Here is a 16,366-nt window from a genome sequence, read left to right on the forward strand (position 1 = left end):
TAAAATGCACCCTAAAAAACTAAATTTAATCATCAACATGAGCTGTTATGAATTCATCGACTCCATCTGCTAAAACCATTCAGATCTATTTACCCAAAGGTAATCCGCGTGGTTTACGTTTGGCTGAGATGACTACGCGTACGGTTCGTTTGATTGAGATTCCACGTATTCATATTAGTGATTTTTTTGAAATGCCTGAGGCCAATCAAGTGGGTCTGTACTTTTTAATCGGTGAAACAGAAAGTACAGATAAGCCATTACTGTATGTTGGACAAACAGGTGATCTAAGAAGAAGATTAAGTCAGCATGATGATAAAGATTTTTGGACACGTGCTTTTGTGATGCTTTCAACTAATAATACTATGACGCAGACTCATGCGTTATATATGGAGCATAAAGCTATAGCAACTGCTATTGACGTTGGTCGTTATGACGTAAAAAATGGCAATAGCGGCAATAAACCGCATACGCCTGATCCACTAAAGGCAGATTGTGAGGAACTTTTTTATACGCTTGATGTTTTACTATCAACCTTGGGACAGCCTATTTTTGAGTCTTTAAGTAACAAGGAAAATAGTAATTTTAAAAACCAATTTTCTACCAATGTTGGTCTTTCTTTCAGTAGCAACGTTGAAACAGTCACAACTGATCTCAAGCCATTGTTATTTTATTGCAAAACAATAGATGCCGATGCACAAGGTTACTACGATGATGATGGGTTTGTAGTATTAGAAGGTTCGCTATTTCGCAAAAAGCAAATATCTTCATTGGGTAAGTGGTCAGCCCGTAAACAAGAAGAAATGGTTACAGAAGGGCTTTTGATTAATTATGATCATAAGTCTTATAGATTGACAAAAAATCATCTTTTTAAAACACCGAGTGGTGCAGGACAAATGGTCACTGGGCGCAATGCAAATGGTTGGTTAGTATGGAAAAACGAGGTAGGTGAAACCTTAGATAAAATTTATCGTCGATAAGATCACTTTATATTCTCCTTAACCAACCTCATATAAACTGATAAAGAAAGTATAAATTTCAGCAAACATCTTCTTATCGGTGCGCAGGGCGCACCTTACCTGCCAAGACCGAATCTATGACCAAAACAAAACCTAGCGAAAAATACAAATCTTCAGAAGAGAACTTTGCTCATTCTACCCAATCTCTCAACACCTTTGCCCCACGCCTACTAGCATGGTTCGCCACCAACGGTCGCCACGATTTACCTTGGCAACAGCATCAAACCGACACGCCTAACCCTTATATCGTTTGGCTATCCGAGGTTATGTTACAGCAAACCCAAGTCACCACCGTACTGCCCTACTTTGCGCGTTTTATGACTTCATTTCCGACCGTGCAGGATTTAGCCGCAGCAGAATGGGATGTGATTGCTGAGCATTGGGCGGGCATGGGTTATTATGCACGGGCGCGTAATTTGCATAAAGGCGCAAAGCAGTTGGTTGAAATTATCAATGACACTGGCGATTATCCGCAGACATTAGAAGGTTGGGAAGCGATATCTGGCGTTGGGCCATCGACCGCTGGCGCTATTGTAGCGATGGGGTTACATGGTTACGGCGTCATCTGTGATGGTAATGTCAAGCGAGTGCTGACACGCTGGGCGGCTATCGATGGCGATATTATGAAGTCGGCGACGACCAAAGAATTATGGGCACTAGCCACAAGGTTGACGCCTAAGGAAAACTCAGGGCTGTTCGCACAAGCGATGATGGATATGGGCGCAACCTTGTGTGTGCGTCGTAACCCAAACTGCGCGGCCTGTCCATTACAAGCGGATTGTCTAGCTCATGCGCAAGGTCGCGAGATGGATTATCCTGTCAAAGCTAAAAAACAGCCCAAGCCTAGCAAATTCAGTAGTGCCTTAATCATTCAAAATACCAATGGCGAGATATTATGGCTACAACGTCCCGACAACGGTATTTGGGGCGGCTTATGGAGCTTACCGTTGGCATTTATTGAAAAGATTAGCGGTAAAACGGTTGCTAAAGTAGGCCATAAAAATGTAGATGATACATCGTCAAAAGTGGCGAGCAATGTTAAAGCGTATGAGCAGGTTTACGAGACAGAATTTACTACCGCTGAGCAAATTATCAATGAATGGTTAAGTGAAAATAAGCTGGTCGCAAAGTCAGTGACTCATGATTTATTTGCCGATGCCCCTGCACCTATTAAGCATTCTTTGACTCATTTTCATTGGTATCTAACGCCACAGCAGTTAACCTTGGATGATCATCAGGCTCAAGAAATAACTAAGATATTACAAGCCGCTGAGATCAATGTGAATTGGTTAAATGCTAGTGAAGCTCAAGAGACTTTAGGATTGCCACGGGCTATGGTGAAGATTATCGAGGGCTAAAAATAAAATTCCACTCTTAACTCTCAATTTATTATGGACTACCGTAGGTTAGCGTCGAGGGATGAGACCCTGAGAGCCGTAAAAATGAAGCACTGTTTCATTAGGCTCGCAAGGAAAATTCTTTAAATAGAATTTTCTATCATAGATTGAAAATAGTTGGGTGTCGCAAGCTCCACACCAACCTACTTTAAAACCGTGAGTATTTTCAAAGATAAAGCATTTAAATCAAGACTTCGGCACTCTGAGCCGCATTAAGCCTTCTTGTTGTACAGTTGCTACCAAACGGCCATCTTGCCAAAACTGACCATGATTAAGACCCATAGCGTTGGATGTGGTATCACTCCACATGTCATATAGTAGCCATTCATTTAGATCAAAATTACGATGAAAATGCATCGAATGATCAATGCTCGCCGCTTGCAGACCGCTGGTCATAAAGCTAATACCGTGTGACATAAGACCTGTGCCAACCAGATAATAATCAGAGGAAAACGCCAGTAGTGCTTGCTGAATAGCAATCGGCTGTTTGCCCAATTCAAGAATGCGTAACCAGTTGGCTTGTTTAGGTTTCATCGGTTCTGGATGAATAGGATCACGCGATTTGATGGGCTTAATCTCGACATGGCGATGACGCATAAAACGGGCTTTTAGGGCATCTGGCACTTTGCCGACATAGTCCTCTTTGAGCTCTTGCTCAGTTGCCAAATCTTCAGGTGGCGGATAAGCTGGCATATCCTCTTGATACTCTAAACCTTCCTCCATCGAGGAGAAAGACGTAATCATCGAAAATATCACTTGCTCAACAGGCGGCTTACCACGGGCTTGCTTGTATTGAATGGCAGTGACTTGACGCGCTGATAGGCTACGACCATCACGTAAGCGACGCACTTGATAGATCACTGGCTGATCAATATCGCCACCGCGCAAAAAATAACCATGCAGGGAGTGACAAGGCTTATCTTCATCAAGCGTATGAGCTGCGGCCATTATCGCTTGCGCCAGTACTTGACCACCAAAGATACGCGCACCGACATAGTCATGGCTTTTACCTTCAAATACATCAGGGCTGACTTCGATAAGCGCTACGGTCGCCAGTAGCTCAGCGATCAATTGCGCGTGATTTGGCATAAAAATTCCTTGCGTTCAATGAATACTGCCTGCTTATACACAGATAGCATTAGCAATGATTTGATTATAACGATACTCAAAGCGATCACTATAATAGGGGTAATCAATAAATAATAACTTTTATTTTAATAACTTAACTCGTATTTTATAGCTTATCCACTATAAGTCTTGCTAGCGCTAAGCTTAGTTTTAAAGCCGGACATCTTACCCAATATTGATACGGTTAGCCAGTTATTGAATGATCAAAAGGGCAAATAAACCTGACCGTTTGGGTTTTATTTTATACTGCAAAATAGCCAAACTATAAAACGTACTAGTAACTTTAATAAAAAGCCATAGCAATAAAAAAGAGATACTTAGCTAGTATCTCTTTTTTATTTTTAGACTATTTTAAGGCTTTACTGATACCAGCACGCGGATTGAATCAGGCACTAAAGATAAAGTCGCCAGCGCCTGCTCACCTTGCAGTTGCAATTGCTCTAAGCGCTCAATCTCGGTATCTCGCACATTGGGATTGATCGTTTGCAGATGCTTGAGGCGTTTGACCTCGCGTGACCATTGCTGGCTAAAGCGAGTATTCGCCTGCTCGCCAATATCTAGCAATTGCGCACGGGCGATGGCCTCAGCTTCGTAATAGCGCTGCTCTATCACATCGCTACGCGCTTTAATGACTTGCCGCGCACGGTTTTTATCCAAGCGCTCAATGTGCGGCATGATCATATCGCTACTGATACGACTCGATAAGTCGCTTCCTTGCTCGCTAATGAATACACGGATGTTTTGCGTAGGTAGTGTCGCAGGTAGATTCAGTAACTTGGGCGCGATAGCCTCTACGCGAAAGTTCACTTCTAACATAACCATACCTTGTGGCATAGCATTACTTTTGAGCATACCGACCGTCGTATTACCAAAGGTGCTGGTACTCGCCAGCTCATAGATCGCACGCATCAATGGATGCTCATGAGTAACGAAGTCGATCTCTTCACGCTGTAGAGCCAGCTCACGCTCAAAGGTCAAGGTCATACCGTCCTCGTCGCCTAACGGCAGACCCTCAATATAGTCACTAATCTCAGTGCTATCGACAGGTGAGATGACCCACGAGCCATCACGCTGCACGCTATAATCGATATTAGCTGATGCCAAAAAACGCTCAACGAATTGCGGCAAAAGATTATTAGCATCAAAATCATGCATGGCGTTCGCGATACGTCCAGCCACTCTTGGACGACACGAGTTGTATTCTAAGAGACGGTCACGACCCATTTGCAGTTGCGACTCAAGACCTAAGCGGGTTTGCTTGGCATCCGCAATAAGATCTTGCAAAATAACTTGGTTATCAGACGTATCCGCACCTTCTATTTTTATGCCTTCTAGCAGCGGCTTTAACTCTGCAATATATTGCTCTTGTACGCTTTGCGCGGTTGGAGATATCTGGTTAAAGATATTGAGCGCACTATTGTACCAGTGATACAGACGCTCTTGCGCGGTGCCTTCAATATAAGGCACATGCAAAGTAATTTGCTCAGTCTGTCCGATACGATCTAAGCGACCGATACGCTGCTCTAGAGTATCTGGATTGGCAGGTAGATCCCAAAGTATCAACTGGCTGGCAAACTGAAAATTACGACCTTCCGAGCCAATCTCCGAGCACAGTAATATCTGCGCGCCCTCAGTATCAGCAAAGTAGGCCGATGCTTGATCACGCTCAAGTAGCGTCATCTGTTCAGTAAAGATCGCAGTCTTAATGCCAGCATGTAGACGTAATATCGCCTCCAGGCTCTCAACGGTCGCACCACTACGCGCTATGAGTAGCACCTTTTTCTGACGCAGTTCGCCCTTTAGAATATCAATCAACCACGGGACGCGTGGCTCATCCTCAAGCCAGCTACCATCGGGTTGGTTTTCTTCACCCCATAACTGCTCGCGCAACTTGCCAACGGTCTGATAGCTGCCTATCCAAGTATCTGGCAGTGGTAGCGGATGTGCTCGGCTTGTACGCCCATAAAAGCCTTTAACGCTCTCACGAGTATTACGGAATAACACTCGGCCCGTACCATGGCGATCCAGCAATTCATTGAGCGCATAAGTGCGCAGTTTCTCGTCTTCATTGATCGCCGCTAGCTCATCGTCACTAACCTCAAGCAGGTGGGTCAACGCGGCTATTTGATTAACGCTTAACGGCTCATCTTCTATTAAGGTACTCGCTACCAAAGCCGTCTGAGCAAAAGCCTCTTGACCATCGATAAACTCTTCTAAGTCATCGAATCGATCGGCATCGAGCAGGCGCAAACGAGCAAAGTGGCTCTCAACCCCAAGCTGTTCGGGCGTCGCTGTTAGCAATAATACACCCGCCGTTTCTTCCGCAAAATCAGCAACTAAATCATATTTCTCATTACCGCCTGAAGCCTCATTCCAATGCAGATGATGCGCTTCATCAACGACTAACAGATCAAAACCTGCCTCCATCGCTTGATCGTACAGATCATGATGATCAAGCAACAAGTCCATACCTGCGATAATACACTGCTCGGTTGCAAAGACGTTTTGCTCAGGATCATGCTCTTTAATCGCGGCGGTGCGCACTAGATCAAACAGCGCAAAGTTGAGATTAAAGCGTCGACGTAGCTCGATCATCCACTGATACTGCAAGCTATCAGGTACTAAGATCAGCACCCGCTCAGCTTTACCTGTGAGGAGCTGCTGATGAATGATCAAACCTGCTTCGATAGTTTTGCCAAGGCCGACCTCATCCGCGAGTAATACGCGTGGCGCGATACGTTTGCCGACTTCATGAGCGATATACAGCTGATGCTCAATAATATCAACACGCGCGCCCATAAAACCCTTGAGCGGATGTCCTGCCAGCGCGGTTTGCATACGCAAAATATCTTGGCGCAAATCATACCAGTCGCTGCGCTCAATACGTCCTGCCAGCAAGCGCTCAAGCGGCTTTGCTAGGGTAATATTAGCGGCAAGACGGGTCTCCATGATAGGCTTTATAGCAGTGCCTTGCTCATCATCTTCGACACTATATTTGAGCACACCCATCACCTCATCAACATCAGTGACGGTATAATTGTAACCTTGTTGATCACAGATACTATCGCCAACTTTGAATATGACTCGTGATAAAGGCGCGGACATCTTGGCGTAGACGCGCATCTCTTCGCTCTGTGGAAATAAGATATGTACACAGCGATCATCGACATCGATGACCACACCTAAGCCAAGTTCAGACTCAGTATCAGATAAATAACGTTGACCAACGGCGAATTCGGAGCTGTGCAGAGAGGCGGCAGTAATAGTCATAGGGCAGTGTCTTTTTGTACTCAGTTAAGAAGAAGATAAGTCGTAATAATGATACGTCTGGGCTATTTATGTTTAGTAAGCGCAAAACCAATCAGTGCAAAGTTAATCAGCGCAAAAGCCGAACCATTATATAACGTTAGCGGTTAGATGAGTGCGTTATTCTCACTTTTCAAGAGACTATCTATTTACCAAGTTCTGAGCGCCATTAAGTCTAAATGCTATCAAATTATAAGTGCTATCGAATTATAAGTGCTGTTAAATGATAAGTGTAATAGTCAGCGGTTCTCGTTCGTGCCTTCTTATGCTACATTGACTACAAAACTCACAACACTGTTTATAGCATGAGCTGATGTTTACCGAAAATAAATATTTAAGGAATAACCATGAAAGCTGTATTTTTAGATAGAGGAACATTTTCTCAAGACTTAGACTTACCAGTACCAGCGGGTATCACTGATTACGTCACTTATGAAGATACTGAACATAGCGACGAGATTATCATCGAGCGCTGTAGTGATGCCGATATTATTATCACTAATAAAGTTAAGATCAGCGCAGCAGCGATTGCCAAGCTGCCCAAGCTGAAGCTCATCCAGCTAACGGCTACAGGTATGAATAATGTCGATCAAGATGCCTGCAAAACCCATAATGTCACCCTATTAAATGTTGCAGGCTATGCAGTCAAGAGCGTACCTGAACATACCTTTATGCTCATGCTTAATGCGATGCGTGCAGGTGTCTATTATCATAACAAAGTCATCGACGGCTCATGGCAAGACAATGGCAACTGGTGTCTGCTCGATGTACCCCTGATAGATCTAGAGGATAAAACCTTAGGTATTATCGGTGTGGGTACTATCGGTAAACGCGTCACCGACATTGCCCGTGCTTTTGGCATGACAGTATTATGGGCGGAACACCAAGGTCGCGAGCCGCGCAACGGCGACTATACGGCATTCGACGAAGTGCTTGCGAGCTCAGATGTCATTAGCTTGCATTGCCCATTAACTGAGCAAACTGAACATTTAATTAATAAAGAAACGCTTGCCAAAATGCACAAGCAGCCCTTGATCATTAATGTCGCACGCGGCGGTATCGTTGATTCGCAAGCGCTAACCGATGCCATCAACAGTGAGCAAATTATCGGTTATGGTAGTGATGTTTTTGAACAAGAGCCAATCGCTGCTGACGATCCGCTGCACAGCCTTAGCAAGCATCCACGGGTGATATTTAGCCCGCATAACGCTTGGGGCAGCGAAAGTGCGCAAATAACCTTATGGAATATTTTAAGCAAGCAAGTGGCTGAGTTTATTGAGAATAGCTAACGTATTAAAGTCAGTTATCGCAATGTGCTATCGACATGACTTTTAGTGTGCTTTTCGCAAACGGTACAGAGGCTGCAAAAATTGTGTCAATAGCACTGATGGTATTTTTCTAGCGACTAAAGCTGAGCCACTTGTCCTTTATCCGTCGATGTTTGAGTATGATACGATCACTTAAGTAATTGCTAGTGACTTTCCATGGATAGCGGTCGCCTTGCTTGGGTAGCTCATCTTTAGCGCGGCTAATATAGCCTGCTGATAGTGAACCCATGATCGTATCTGCTTGGCGCTGCACATTTTCGCCCTCAATCTCAACTTGCGGCACAGCTGTATAATAGCGATGCTTTTTCATATGATTCAATAGCCTTATCAAGTAGCTACAGGCCAGATCGACTTTGAGCGTCCATGAGGCATTGGTATAACCAAAGATAACCGCCATATTAGGAATACCCTCAACCAACACCGCTTTGTAAGTCATACGTGTGCCAATAGTAGTCGCTATCCCATCGACATATACCTTTGCTCCGCCCAGCATTTGTAATTTCAGCCCCGTTGCCGTAACGATAATATCAGCATCAAGGTGTTGACCTGAGTGCAGCTGAATACCTGTCTGGGTAAAGTGGCTGATCTGGTCAGTGACTACTTCTGCCCGCTCGCCATGCAAGGCTAGAAATAAGTCACTATCAGGTATAGCGCACAGGCGCTCATCCCAAGGATTATAATCGGGTAAAAAGTGCTTAACATCCACTCCGCTACCCTTCAGATCTTGTTTGGCCCAATGCTTGAGTAGACCACGCATCACCTTTGGCGCATGTACAGCTAATTGATAGACGCCTTGTTGTCTAAGCATATTGCGTACGCGTAGCAAAGTATAAGCTTGCTGCTCAGATAATGGTGAATATTTGGCAGACAACCATGTCAGCGCAGCGTCATCACCTGCAACGCTGGCGACATAAGTCGGTCTACGTTGTAGCATCGTTACATGGCGCGCGCACTGCTCGGCATCTTTATCGACTAGCGCTGGCAATAAAGTCATCGCTGTTGCGCCACTGCCGATAATCACCATCTTTTTATCGTTATAATCTACATCTTGCCAAAGCTGGGGATGCACGATTTGCCCTGCAAAGTCCTCTTCACCTTCAAAGTGCGGTCGATAGCCTGCTTCGTAATCATAATAGCCTGTCGCGCCAACCACAAAGTTTGCTGATAAAGTAAACATCTCGCCGCTATTATGATTTTTTACGGTCGCCGTCCATAGCTGTTGGCTAGTTGACCATGACAATTGCTGGACTTCATGACGATAGCGAATGTGCTGGATAACCTTGTACTCGCGGGCAGTATCGGTGATATAACTCTTGATGTCGCTGCCGCTGGCGAGCATTCTGACATTGACCCAAGGGCGAAAGCTGTAACCAAAAGTGAGCGCGTCTGAGTCTGAACGAATCCCTGGATAATTAAATAAATCCCAAGTACCGCCTAGGTCTGCGCGTTTCTCTAATACCACAAAACGCTGAGTTAAGGACTGCTTTCTATTCTGTTTTTTTGGCCTATAGCGCTTTTGTTTAGTGGAACTTTTACGATCAAAAAGATTATTACCAAAATAGCTTTGCTGCTTACTTTGTTGTAAATGGCAGGCCATACCGATGCCAGCGACACCTGCGCCAATAACCAACACTTCATAATCTGCGCGCGCCGTTGATGGCGACTGACTATTTGCAAATCGGCTACTGACGCCATTTTTAATAGCTTGTTTGGCTGTGCTAATATCGAGCATAATATTATCCTTGTATAACTTATCACTATCTTATTATGAATAAGCTAGTAGTTTATTGAGAATACTCGACTCTATAGTTCACATCTGTACACCGCTACCTTGTCATGCCCCTAACAATATAAAAGTGCAGCGTTTAAAAGCTTAGCCATTCAAAAATTTTAGCGTTTGTAACCACTTAACGCCTATTCATTCAAAAAGGACACGGACTTTGCCAATCCATCCAAGCACCAAGCACAGGATGCTTAAGGCGCAATTGCTGCGCGTGCAAGTTCAGTCTTGGTGCGATAGTCAAGGCGGCATCCTCAGCATAGATAGGGTCACCAATGATCACATGACCGGCATGCACCATATGCACCCGCAGCTGATGGCTACGACCCGTCACTGGCTGCAGCGCAACCCTAGTCACCGTTTGCCCCGCACAGTCCTCAAAACCTAGTATTTCATATTTAGTCAGCGCATTTTTATGCCAGTCGAGATCCACCACATGACGCGGTTTAGTCGTAGGCTCGTAGCGTACAGGGATAGATATTTTACCTCTTGCACCGACAGCTTCCCACTCGCCGAATACTCGCGCTTGATAAGTTTTTTGCGGCAAGCGCTCAATAAATTGCTTACTGATATGGGTTTGCGCAGCAGCATTTTTGGCAAATATTAGTAGCCCTGAGGTATCCATATCCAAACGATGAATCAATTTGACCTGTGGATTGACGCGCTCAAGCCTAGCGAGTAAGCTCACTTTAAGCGTCTTACCATCGACACTAAGCAGACCTGCTGGCTTATCAATCAGCCAAATATCATCATCTTCATAGACAGTCACTTGCTCTGCAAAATCTCTAAAAAATCGAGCATCCTGTTGAGCTTCTTGTAGATTAAGAGCGGTTGTAGTGTCGTCATTGTAGAGCATAAAATTACTACTTATATAGGGCAAGTTAAAGTTGTTTGAATACTTACAATTTACTCAACAGTAAACTATAAGTACTTGAGGAAGTTAAGTGTTGTTTGATATGTTAATTTGAGTGTCGATTTATTGTATTAATAGTAATGGTTAGCTATTTCAACCAGCTATGTACTACCAAGCATGCTAGTATAACGGCATATTTTTATTCATCCTTAATTTTCTTTAATCGGGCTTTAACTGCTTAATATTAATGCCTGGATTAAAGAAATCATAAAAAAGAGAGAAAATTATGTCAGATCTTATCGTAAATACTACTGATGACAACTTTGATCAAGATGTCTTGCAAGCAGATGTTCCTGTTTTGGTTGATTTTTGGGCAACGTGGTGTGGCCCATGTAAATCTATTGCGCCTATCTTAGAAGATTTAGCGAGCGAGTACGAAGGTAAAGTCAAAATCGTCAAAGTCGATGTCGATAGCAACCCACAAGCGGCGAGCCGTTTTGGTATTCGTAACATTCCTACTTTGTTTGTCTTCAAAAACGGCGAAAAAGTAGATTCTGTTATGGGTCTACAACCAAAGTCTGAGCTGGCTAAAGTATTAGACAAACATATCTAAGCGTTTTGCACTAATCAGACTTGATCAACACTAACCTGATCGAGAATAAAAAAAGCCGTTATCTCATCCAGATAACGGCTTTTTGCTACCGTTTGAGCTAAAAAAATCAATTATCCAATTTTTTTAGCAAAAATAATTGACAAGGCTATCTTGAAAACCGTATAGTCGTGTCTCAAGAAAAATCTAATATATGTTATAAGCGTCCTGTCGCTGGTTACCTTGTGTTTATTATCATTGAATACAAATATAATTATTAGATACCGTAACTAGCTATCATTACTAAATATTGTAACTAGTCGTCATTACTGAATAAATAAATAACTACGATAATAAGTATTAAATACTTATCATATCCCTTTATGTGGCCTTTCTTATCGTCATCATTTCTTTGCTCTTTTTAATAGTGCAAGTAATGACTCAATGTATAAAATCTGGTTCTACCTAAAGATCAACTTTGTGCACACCTCCTATTATCATACTAATGTTGTCCCAAACAATGTCATAGGTTGTGCTTTCAATGGCCTCTCGCGCCTGATCACCTGCTAACGACTTATCTATGAATTTAACTGAATTAAAGAAAAAATCAATCGCTGAGCTATTGACCATTGCCAAAGAGATGGGTCTTGACAATATGGCGCGTAGCCGTAAGCAAGACATCATATTTGCTATTCTAAAAACTCACGCCCGTAACGGTGAAGCCATTTATGGTGATGGCGTATTAGAAGTACTCCCTGATGGCTTTGGCTTTTTGCGCTCATCTGAAGGCTCATATTTGGCAGGTCCTGATGATATCTATGTCAGCCCAAGTCAGATTCGCCGTTTTAGTCTTAAGACAGGTGATAGCATCGCGGGCACTATTCGCCCGCCAAAAGATTCTGAGCGTTATTTTGCGTTGCTCAAAGTGGGTGAGATCAACTTTGATACTCCAGATCGCTCGCGTCACAAGCTTATCTTTGAGAATTTGACCCCATTATTTCCCACTGAGCATCTTAAGCTTGAATCTGGTAACGGTACTAGTGAAGATCTAACCGGTCGAATCATTGATTTAATCGCACCTATCGGTAAAGGTCAGCGCTCGATCATTGTTGCGCCGCCTAAAGCGGGTAAGACCGTCCTCTTGCAGACCATCGCTCAAGCCATTACCCGCAACAACCCTGAGTGTTATTTGATCGTGCTCTTGATTGATGAGCGCCCAGAAGAAGTTACTGAGATGGTGCGTACCGTTCGTGGTGAAGTCGTCGCTTCAACGTTTGATGAGCCGCCGCAGCGCCATGTACAAGTCGCTGAAATGGTCATTGAAAAGGCCAAACGTCTTGTTGAGCATAAGCAAGACGTGGTTATTTTGCTCGACTCTATTACTCGTCTGGCTCGTGCTTATAACACGGTCATCCCATCATCAGGCAAAGTACTGACAGGTGGTCTTGACGCCAATGCGCTTGAGCGGCCAAAACGCTTTTTTGGTGCCGCACGTAATGTCGAGGAAGGAGGCAGCCTGACTATTATTGCCAGCGCTTTGATTGACACGGGTAGTAAAATGGATAGTGTAATCTTTGAAGAATTTAAGGGGACTGGTAACCAAGAGATTACTCTTGAGCGTGATTTGGCAGAAAAGCGCGTCTTTCCAGCGATCAATATCAAACGATCAGGTACTCGTCGCGAAGAGCGTTTGCTCAGTGAAGACAAGTTACGCAAAGTTTGGATCCTGCGCAAGCTATTGCAGCCGATGGATGGCGTACAAGCGACTGAATTCTTGTTGGATCGTCTAAAAGAGGCGAAAACGAATGATGAGTTCTTTGAGCAAATGAAGCGCAAATCACAGAACTAATTCCTTTACACTTGACTTAACCTATATCTAAGACTGCATTATTGCAGTCTTTTTTATTAAAACGATTTTTATGACACCATAGAATCAATTAGCGTATTATCAATACAAATACAAGATGAATAAGTGAATACCCTACTGACGTCACAGTAGGGAAACATCGTTAACAGTCTATTTGCAAAGCTTAGCGTTTCTACTACGACCAGATGCATATATAAAGGCTACTATAAGCGCTAAGAAGATACTCGCATGCTCAATATGTGATACTCTAAATTAAATATTTGACAAAACTTATAGGTGATAATATGAAATTAGCTCAATCTATCGCAATGGCAACCATTGCAAGCTCAGCTTTAATCATGACGGGTTGTAACTCTACTGGTGGTTATAATAGTGGCGTAAGTAATACGACTAAAGCAGCTACTGCTGGTGCTGTTGCTGGTGCTTTGATTAAAAGTGGTGGCGATAGTAAAGATATCGCTCGTGGCGCGTTAGGTGGTGCTGCTATTGGTGGTGCTGGTGGTTACATCTATGACAAAACCAAGAACTAATCTTTAATCCTCATAAAAAATAACCCCGCTATCAATATAGCGGGGTTATTTTTTATAAGATTTTTATTGTATAGACGACAGCTAAGCTCGAAAAAACTAGCGCTAACTTATTTATCGAGTATCAGTAAAGATAACTACAGCGCACCACTAAACGTATCACAGGATTGAATATCACCGCTATCAAGCCCTCGGCTAAACCACTGCACCCGTTGCTGACTGGTGCCATGAGTGAAATTGTCAGGCACAACTGCTCCGCCACCCGCTTGCGCTAGACGATCATCACCGATTTGACCTGCCGCATTAATAGCTTCATCGATATCCCCTGCTTCCAAGAACTGCACTCGCTCCTGATTACGATTCGCCCAAACCCCAGCAAAACAATCTGCTTGTAGCTCTTGCAATACCGATAGCTTATTCGCTTGCGCACGAGTCACTTGCCGACTAGCTTCAGCCACCTGCTGACTAATACCTAGTAAAGTCTGTACATGATGACCGACTTCGTGCGAGATCACATAAGCCTGCGCAAAATCCCCTGCTTTACCGCTATTTTCTTGATCGCCTGAGCCTTGCTGATCACCACTAATGCCCAAGTTGCGACGCATCTCTACAAAAAAGGAAGTATCAAGATAAACGGTTTGATCACCAGGACAATAAAAGGGTCCTGTTGCAGAGGTTGCACTGCCACAAGCTGAATTGACTTGACCATCAAACAAGATCAGTTCAGGCTCTTTATAAGTCTGCCCACCCTCTTGAAATATTTGACCCCATACCGCTTCGGTATCAGCCAATACTACTTTTACGAACTGCGTATCACGATCATCGCTAGTTGCAGGCTCAGTGGAAGTGTTACTACCGCCACCAGCAACGACTTGCCCTGTCTGTAGCGCTGTCATCGGGTTGATGCCAAATACTAGCCACAGAATGCCTGCAATGATAATGCCACCGATACCACCACCTATCATCTTACCGCCACCACGACTGGTGCGAACGTTAGAGCTACCCCTTCTACCTTGCCATTTCATAATATTACCCTCTAATGTTGCTACTATATGTTGAGTATAGTTATAACTCTATTTTAAATCAGTTCTCAATTTATAAATCAAAGTACAAGTTAGCTATATAACTAACTAATTTTACTGGATTATACTTATATTAGTTGATAAAACTGTAATAAATTTCGACCTATCTACAGTTAGTACAATTCAGTTACATTTATACTGTTAATTTTTAATATAAAGTCTTTTCATTTTCATAAAAAACATATAGAATGCGTGCAAGCTGAGTAGCTGTGACTAAGAGTAGTTGATCTTCAAAATAAATTGAAGGCTCAACCTTTAGTTATGTCTACTTATCATTTCATTTTTTGGAGAATATTATGGATATTAAACTACTTGCACTTGCTGGTATCATGGCTGCTTCTATGGGCTTAACAGCTTGTGATAGCAATACTGAAAACGCTGCTGAAGATTTATCTGACGCACAAGAAGAAGTACAAGACGCGCAAGAAGAATTAGCTGAAGGCTCAGCTGACGGTGAAGCTGTAGATCCTGCTGCTGCTGAAGCTGCTATGGCTGCTGAAGCTGATATTGCTGACGCACAAGTTGCTACTGCAACTGACGAGATGGATGCTGAAGTTCCTATGGACGGCACTACTACTAGCGTAGATATGGCTAGCAATACTGAAGCCGCTAACGCAGCTGACGAAGTTGTAGTTGTTGAGCCTGCTCAATAAGTTACTACTTATAAAAGTTTTATAAAAAAGAGAGCTTACGCTCTCTTTTTTTATGCCTGATATTCATGAGTACTGCCTAGGGTCTGTTGAACATTCATAAATGAGCACTGCTGATAGCTAAAATAGGTCTATTCTAGGTAAAAATCGCAGGTAATGCAGATGCCTTGGCTAGATTTTTACAACGAATAAAGCGATTTTAGCATCAGCCTGCAAGGACAGAACTCTTTTTTGTCGATTCGTCATCAAAAAGATCCGATTAGAATGCTAAACTAGATATTTTTAATCTAGAATCGCCTAAAAAATAGTCTCTGTCAGTGCCATGATCGAATGTTCAACAGACCCTAATACCTATATCGAACTCAACTCACGCATTAGATTATTTGCTGATTCAGCATTCAATAGGTACGGGTTGAAATTGACTGTGGTCGAATATTTGAGATAAACGGCAGCATTTTGCTCGGTTGGCGAGGCATAGTTCATTGACCATTTCGCCCATTCACGATGTTTTATCTCGCGGGTTTCTAGTAGCTGTAAATCATAATGGCGCTGATCAGCAATCAGTCCATACAGCAATCTATTGATCTGTGCTCTTGGCCCCTCAATAGTCTGCAAAAAATAATCTTTATTGAAAGTAAGCATGCCCGTTATACCATTGGCAGCATTATTTTCTTGAGCTTGTTTGAGGATTTCATTAAAGTCTTCGGCAGATACATCGGAGTTTGCGCGACTGACGTAAGTCATACTTATTAAGATATGGGCATCGATATTATTTTGGCTCATGCTTTATCTCTTATATAAATGCTGTTTTATATAGTATATCTAAGTATACCAATACGGTAG

The 16,366-nt window shown here is 43.2% G+C and carries 13 protein-coding genes; 7 read left to right on the forward strand and 6 right to left on the reverse strand.

All coding sequences use genetic code 11. The annotated features are described in order from the left end of the window. The first annotated feature begins 47 nt into the window (after positions 1-47). Together ACR63T_RS12350 and mutY are read left to right on the forward strand one after the other, a co-directional pair. Positions 48-977, forward strand: coding sequence for a GIY-YIG nuclease family protein (locus ACR63T_RS12350; RefSeq protein ID WP_472784178.1), 930 nt, complete (start codon positions 48-50; stop codon positions 975-977). Between the two features lie 116 nt (positions 978-1,093). After that, positions 1,094-2,374, forward strand: a complete 1,281-nt coding sequence (gene mutY / locus ACR63T_RS12355) for an A/G-specific adenine glycosylase (RefSeq protein ID WP_472784179.1) — start codon at positions 1,094-1,096, stop codon at positions 2,372-2,374. Between the two features lie 225 nt (positions 2,375-2,599). On the opposite strand, the gene ACR63T_RS12360 is transcribed toward mutY, so the two are convergent. Together ACR63T_RS12360 and rapA are read right to left on the reverse strand one after the other, a co-directional pair. After that, on the reverse strand, positions 2,600-3,502 hold the full coding sequence (locus tag ACR63T_RS12360; protein ID WP_201570376.1) for an acyl-CoA thioesterase: 903 nt from the start codon (positions 3,500-3,502) through the stop codon (positions 2,600-2,602). A gap of 390 nt (positions 3,503-3,892) precedes the next feature. Continuing rightward, a complete protein-coding gene (gene rapA, locus ACR63T_RS12365; protein WP_472784180.1) occupies positions 3,893-6,811 on the reverse strand; it encodes an RNA polymerase-associated protein RapA in 2,919 nt (972 codons plus the stop codon). A 383-nt stretch (positions 6,812-7,194) separates the two neighbouring features. Between rapA and ACR63T_RS12370 the strand changes: the two genes are divergently transcribed. Then, entirely contained in the window at positions 7,195-8,136 is a 942-nt protein-coding gene (locus ACR63T_RS12370) for a D-2-hydroxyacid dehydrogenase (protein ID WP_472784181.1), read from the forward strand. Positions 8,137-8,245: 109 nt separating this feature from the next. Here the strand turns inward: ACR63T_RS12370 and ACR63T_RS12375 are convergent, their stop codons facing one another. Together ACR63T_RS12375 and ACR63T_RS12380 are read right to left on the reverse strand one after the other, a co-directional pair. Beyond that, entirely contained in the window at positions 8,246-9,907 is a 1,662-nt protein-coding gene (locus ACR63T_RS12375; protein ID WP_472784182.1) for a flavin-containing monooxygenase, read from the reverse strand. A 190-nt stretch (positions 9,908-10,097) separates the two neighbouring features. Then, complete coding sequence (locus ACR63T_RS12380; protein ID WP_472784183.1) at positions 10,098-10,811, reverse strand: RluA family pseudouridine synthase; 714 nt, start codon at positions 10,809-10,811, stop codon at positions 10,098-10,100. 283 nt (positions 10,812-11,094) lie between these two features. Here ACR63T_RS12380 and trxA point away from each other — a divergent pair, with 283 nt between their 5' ends. The 3 genes from trxA (at position 11,095) to ACR63T_RS12395 (ending at position 13,794) form a co-directional block, all read left to right on the forward strand. Then, positions 11,095-11,421 (forward strand): thioredoxin, encoded by a 327-nt coding sequence (gene trxA, locus ACR63T_RS12385; protein ID WP_201570381.1) that lies wholly within the window; start codon positions 11,095-11,097, stop codon positions 11,419-11,421. A 556-nt stretch (positions 11,422-11,977) separates the two neighbouring features. Then, positions 11,978-13,246, forward strand: a complete 1,269-nt coding sequence (rho, locus tag ACR63T_RS12390; RefSeq protein ID WP_201570382.1) for a transcription termination factor Rho — start codon at positions 11,978-11,980, stop codon at positions 13,244-13,246. Between the two features lie 302 nt (positions 13,247-13,548). Beyond that, positions 13,549-13,794: a hypothetical protein gene (locus ACR63T_RS12395; protein ID WP_305899040.1), complete on the forward strand. Its 246-nt coding sequence runs from the start codon at positions 13,549-13,551 to the stop codon at positions 13,792-13,794. A gap of 134 nt (positions 13,795-13,928) precedes the next feature. Here the strand turns inward: ACR63T_RS12395 and ypfJ are convergent, their stop codons facing one another. Beyond that, entirely contained in the window at positions 13,929-14,816 is an 888-nt protein-coding gene (ypfJ, locus tag ACR63T_RS12400) for a KPN_02809 family neutral zinc metallopeptidase (protein WP_305899041.1), read from the reverse strand. Between the two features lie 353 nt (positions 14,817-15,169). Here ypfJ and ACR63T_RS12405 point away from each other — a divergent pair, with 353 nt between their 5' ends. Beyond that, positions 15,170-15,526: a hypothetical protein gene (locus ACR63T_RS12405; protein WP_305899042.1), complete on the forward strand. Its 357-nt coding sequence runs from the start codon at positions 15,170-15,172 to the stop codon at positions 15,524-15,526. Positions 15,527-15,874: 348 nt separating this feature from the next. On the opposite strand, the gene ACR63T_RS12410 is transcribed toward ACR63T_RS12405, so the two are convergent. Next, complete coding sequence (locus ACR63T_RS12410) at positions 15,875-16,306, reverse strand: BLUF domain-containing protein (RefSeq protein ID WP_472784184.1); 432 nt, start codon at positions 16,304-16,306, stop codon at positions 15,875-15,877. Positions 16,307-16,366: the final 60 nt, after the last annotated feature.

It is taken from the genome of Psychrobacter sp. M17(2026) (assembly GCF_055699815.1).

Coding starts and splice junctions, on each gene's coding strand:
- ypfJ (WP_305899041.1), bottom strand. CDS start 14,816: ATGAAATGGCAAGGTAGAAGGGGTAGCTCTAACGTTCGCACCAGTCGT.
- ACR63T_RS12360 (WP_201570376.1), bottom strand. CDS start 3,502: ATGCCAAATCACGCGCAATTGATCGCTGAGCTACTGGCGACCGTAGCG.
- ACR63T_RS12380 (WP_472784183.1), bottom strand. CDS start 10,811: ATGCTCTACAATGACGACACTACAACCGCTCTTAATCTACAAGAAGCT.
- trxA (WP_201570381.1), top strand. CDS start 11,095: ATGTCAGATCTTATCGTAAATACTACTGATGACAACTTTGATCAAGAT.
- mutY (WP_472784179.1), top strand. CDS start 1,094: ATGACCAAAACAAAACCTAGCGAAAAATACAAATCTTCAGAAGAGAAC.
- ACR63T_RS12375 (WP_472784182.1), bottom strand. CDS start 9,907: ATGCTCGATATTAGCACAGCCAAACAAGCTATTAAAAATGGCGTCAGT.
- ACR63T_RS12405 (WP_305899042.1), top strand. CDS start 15,170: ATGGATATTAAACTACTTGCACTTGCTGGTATCATGGCTGCTTCTATG.
- ACR63T_RS12350 (WP_472784178.1), top strand. CDS start 48: ATGAATTCATCGACTCCATCTGCTAAAACCATTCAGATCTATTTACCC.
- rapA (WP_472784180.1), bottom strand. CDS start 6,811: ATGACTATTACTGCCGCCTCTCTGCACAGCTCCGAATTCGCCGTTGGT.
- ACR63T_RS12410 (WP_472784184.1), bottom strand. CDS start 16,306: ATGAGCCAAAATAATATCGATGCCCATATCTTAATAAGTATGACTTAC.
- ACR63T_RS12395 (WP_305899040.1), top strand. CDS start 13,549: ATGAAATTAGCTCAATCTATCGCAATGGCAACCATTGCAAGCTCAGCT.
- ACR63T_RS12370 (WP_472784181.1), top strand. CDS start 7,195: ATGAAAGCTGTATTTTTAGATAGAGGAACATTTTCTCAAGACTTAGAC.
- rho (WP_201570382.1), top strand. CDS start 11,978: ATGAATTTAACTGAATTAAAGAAAAAATCAATCGCTGAGCTATTGACC.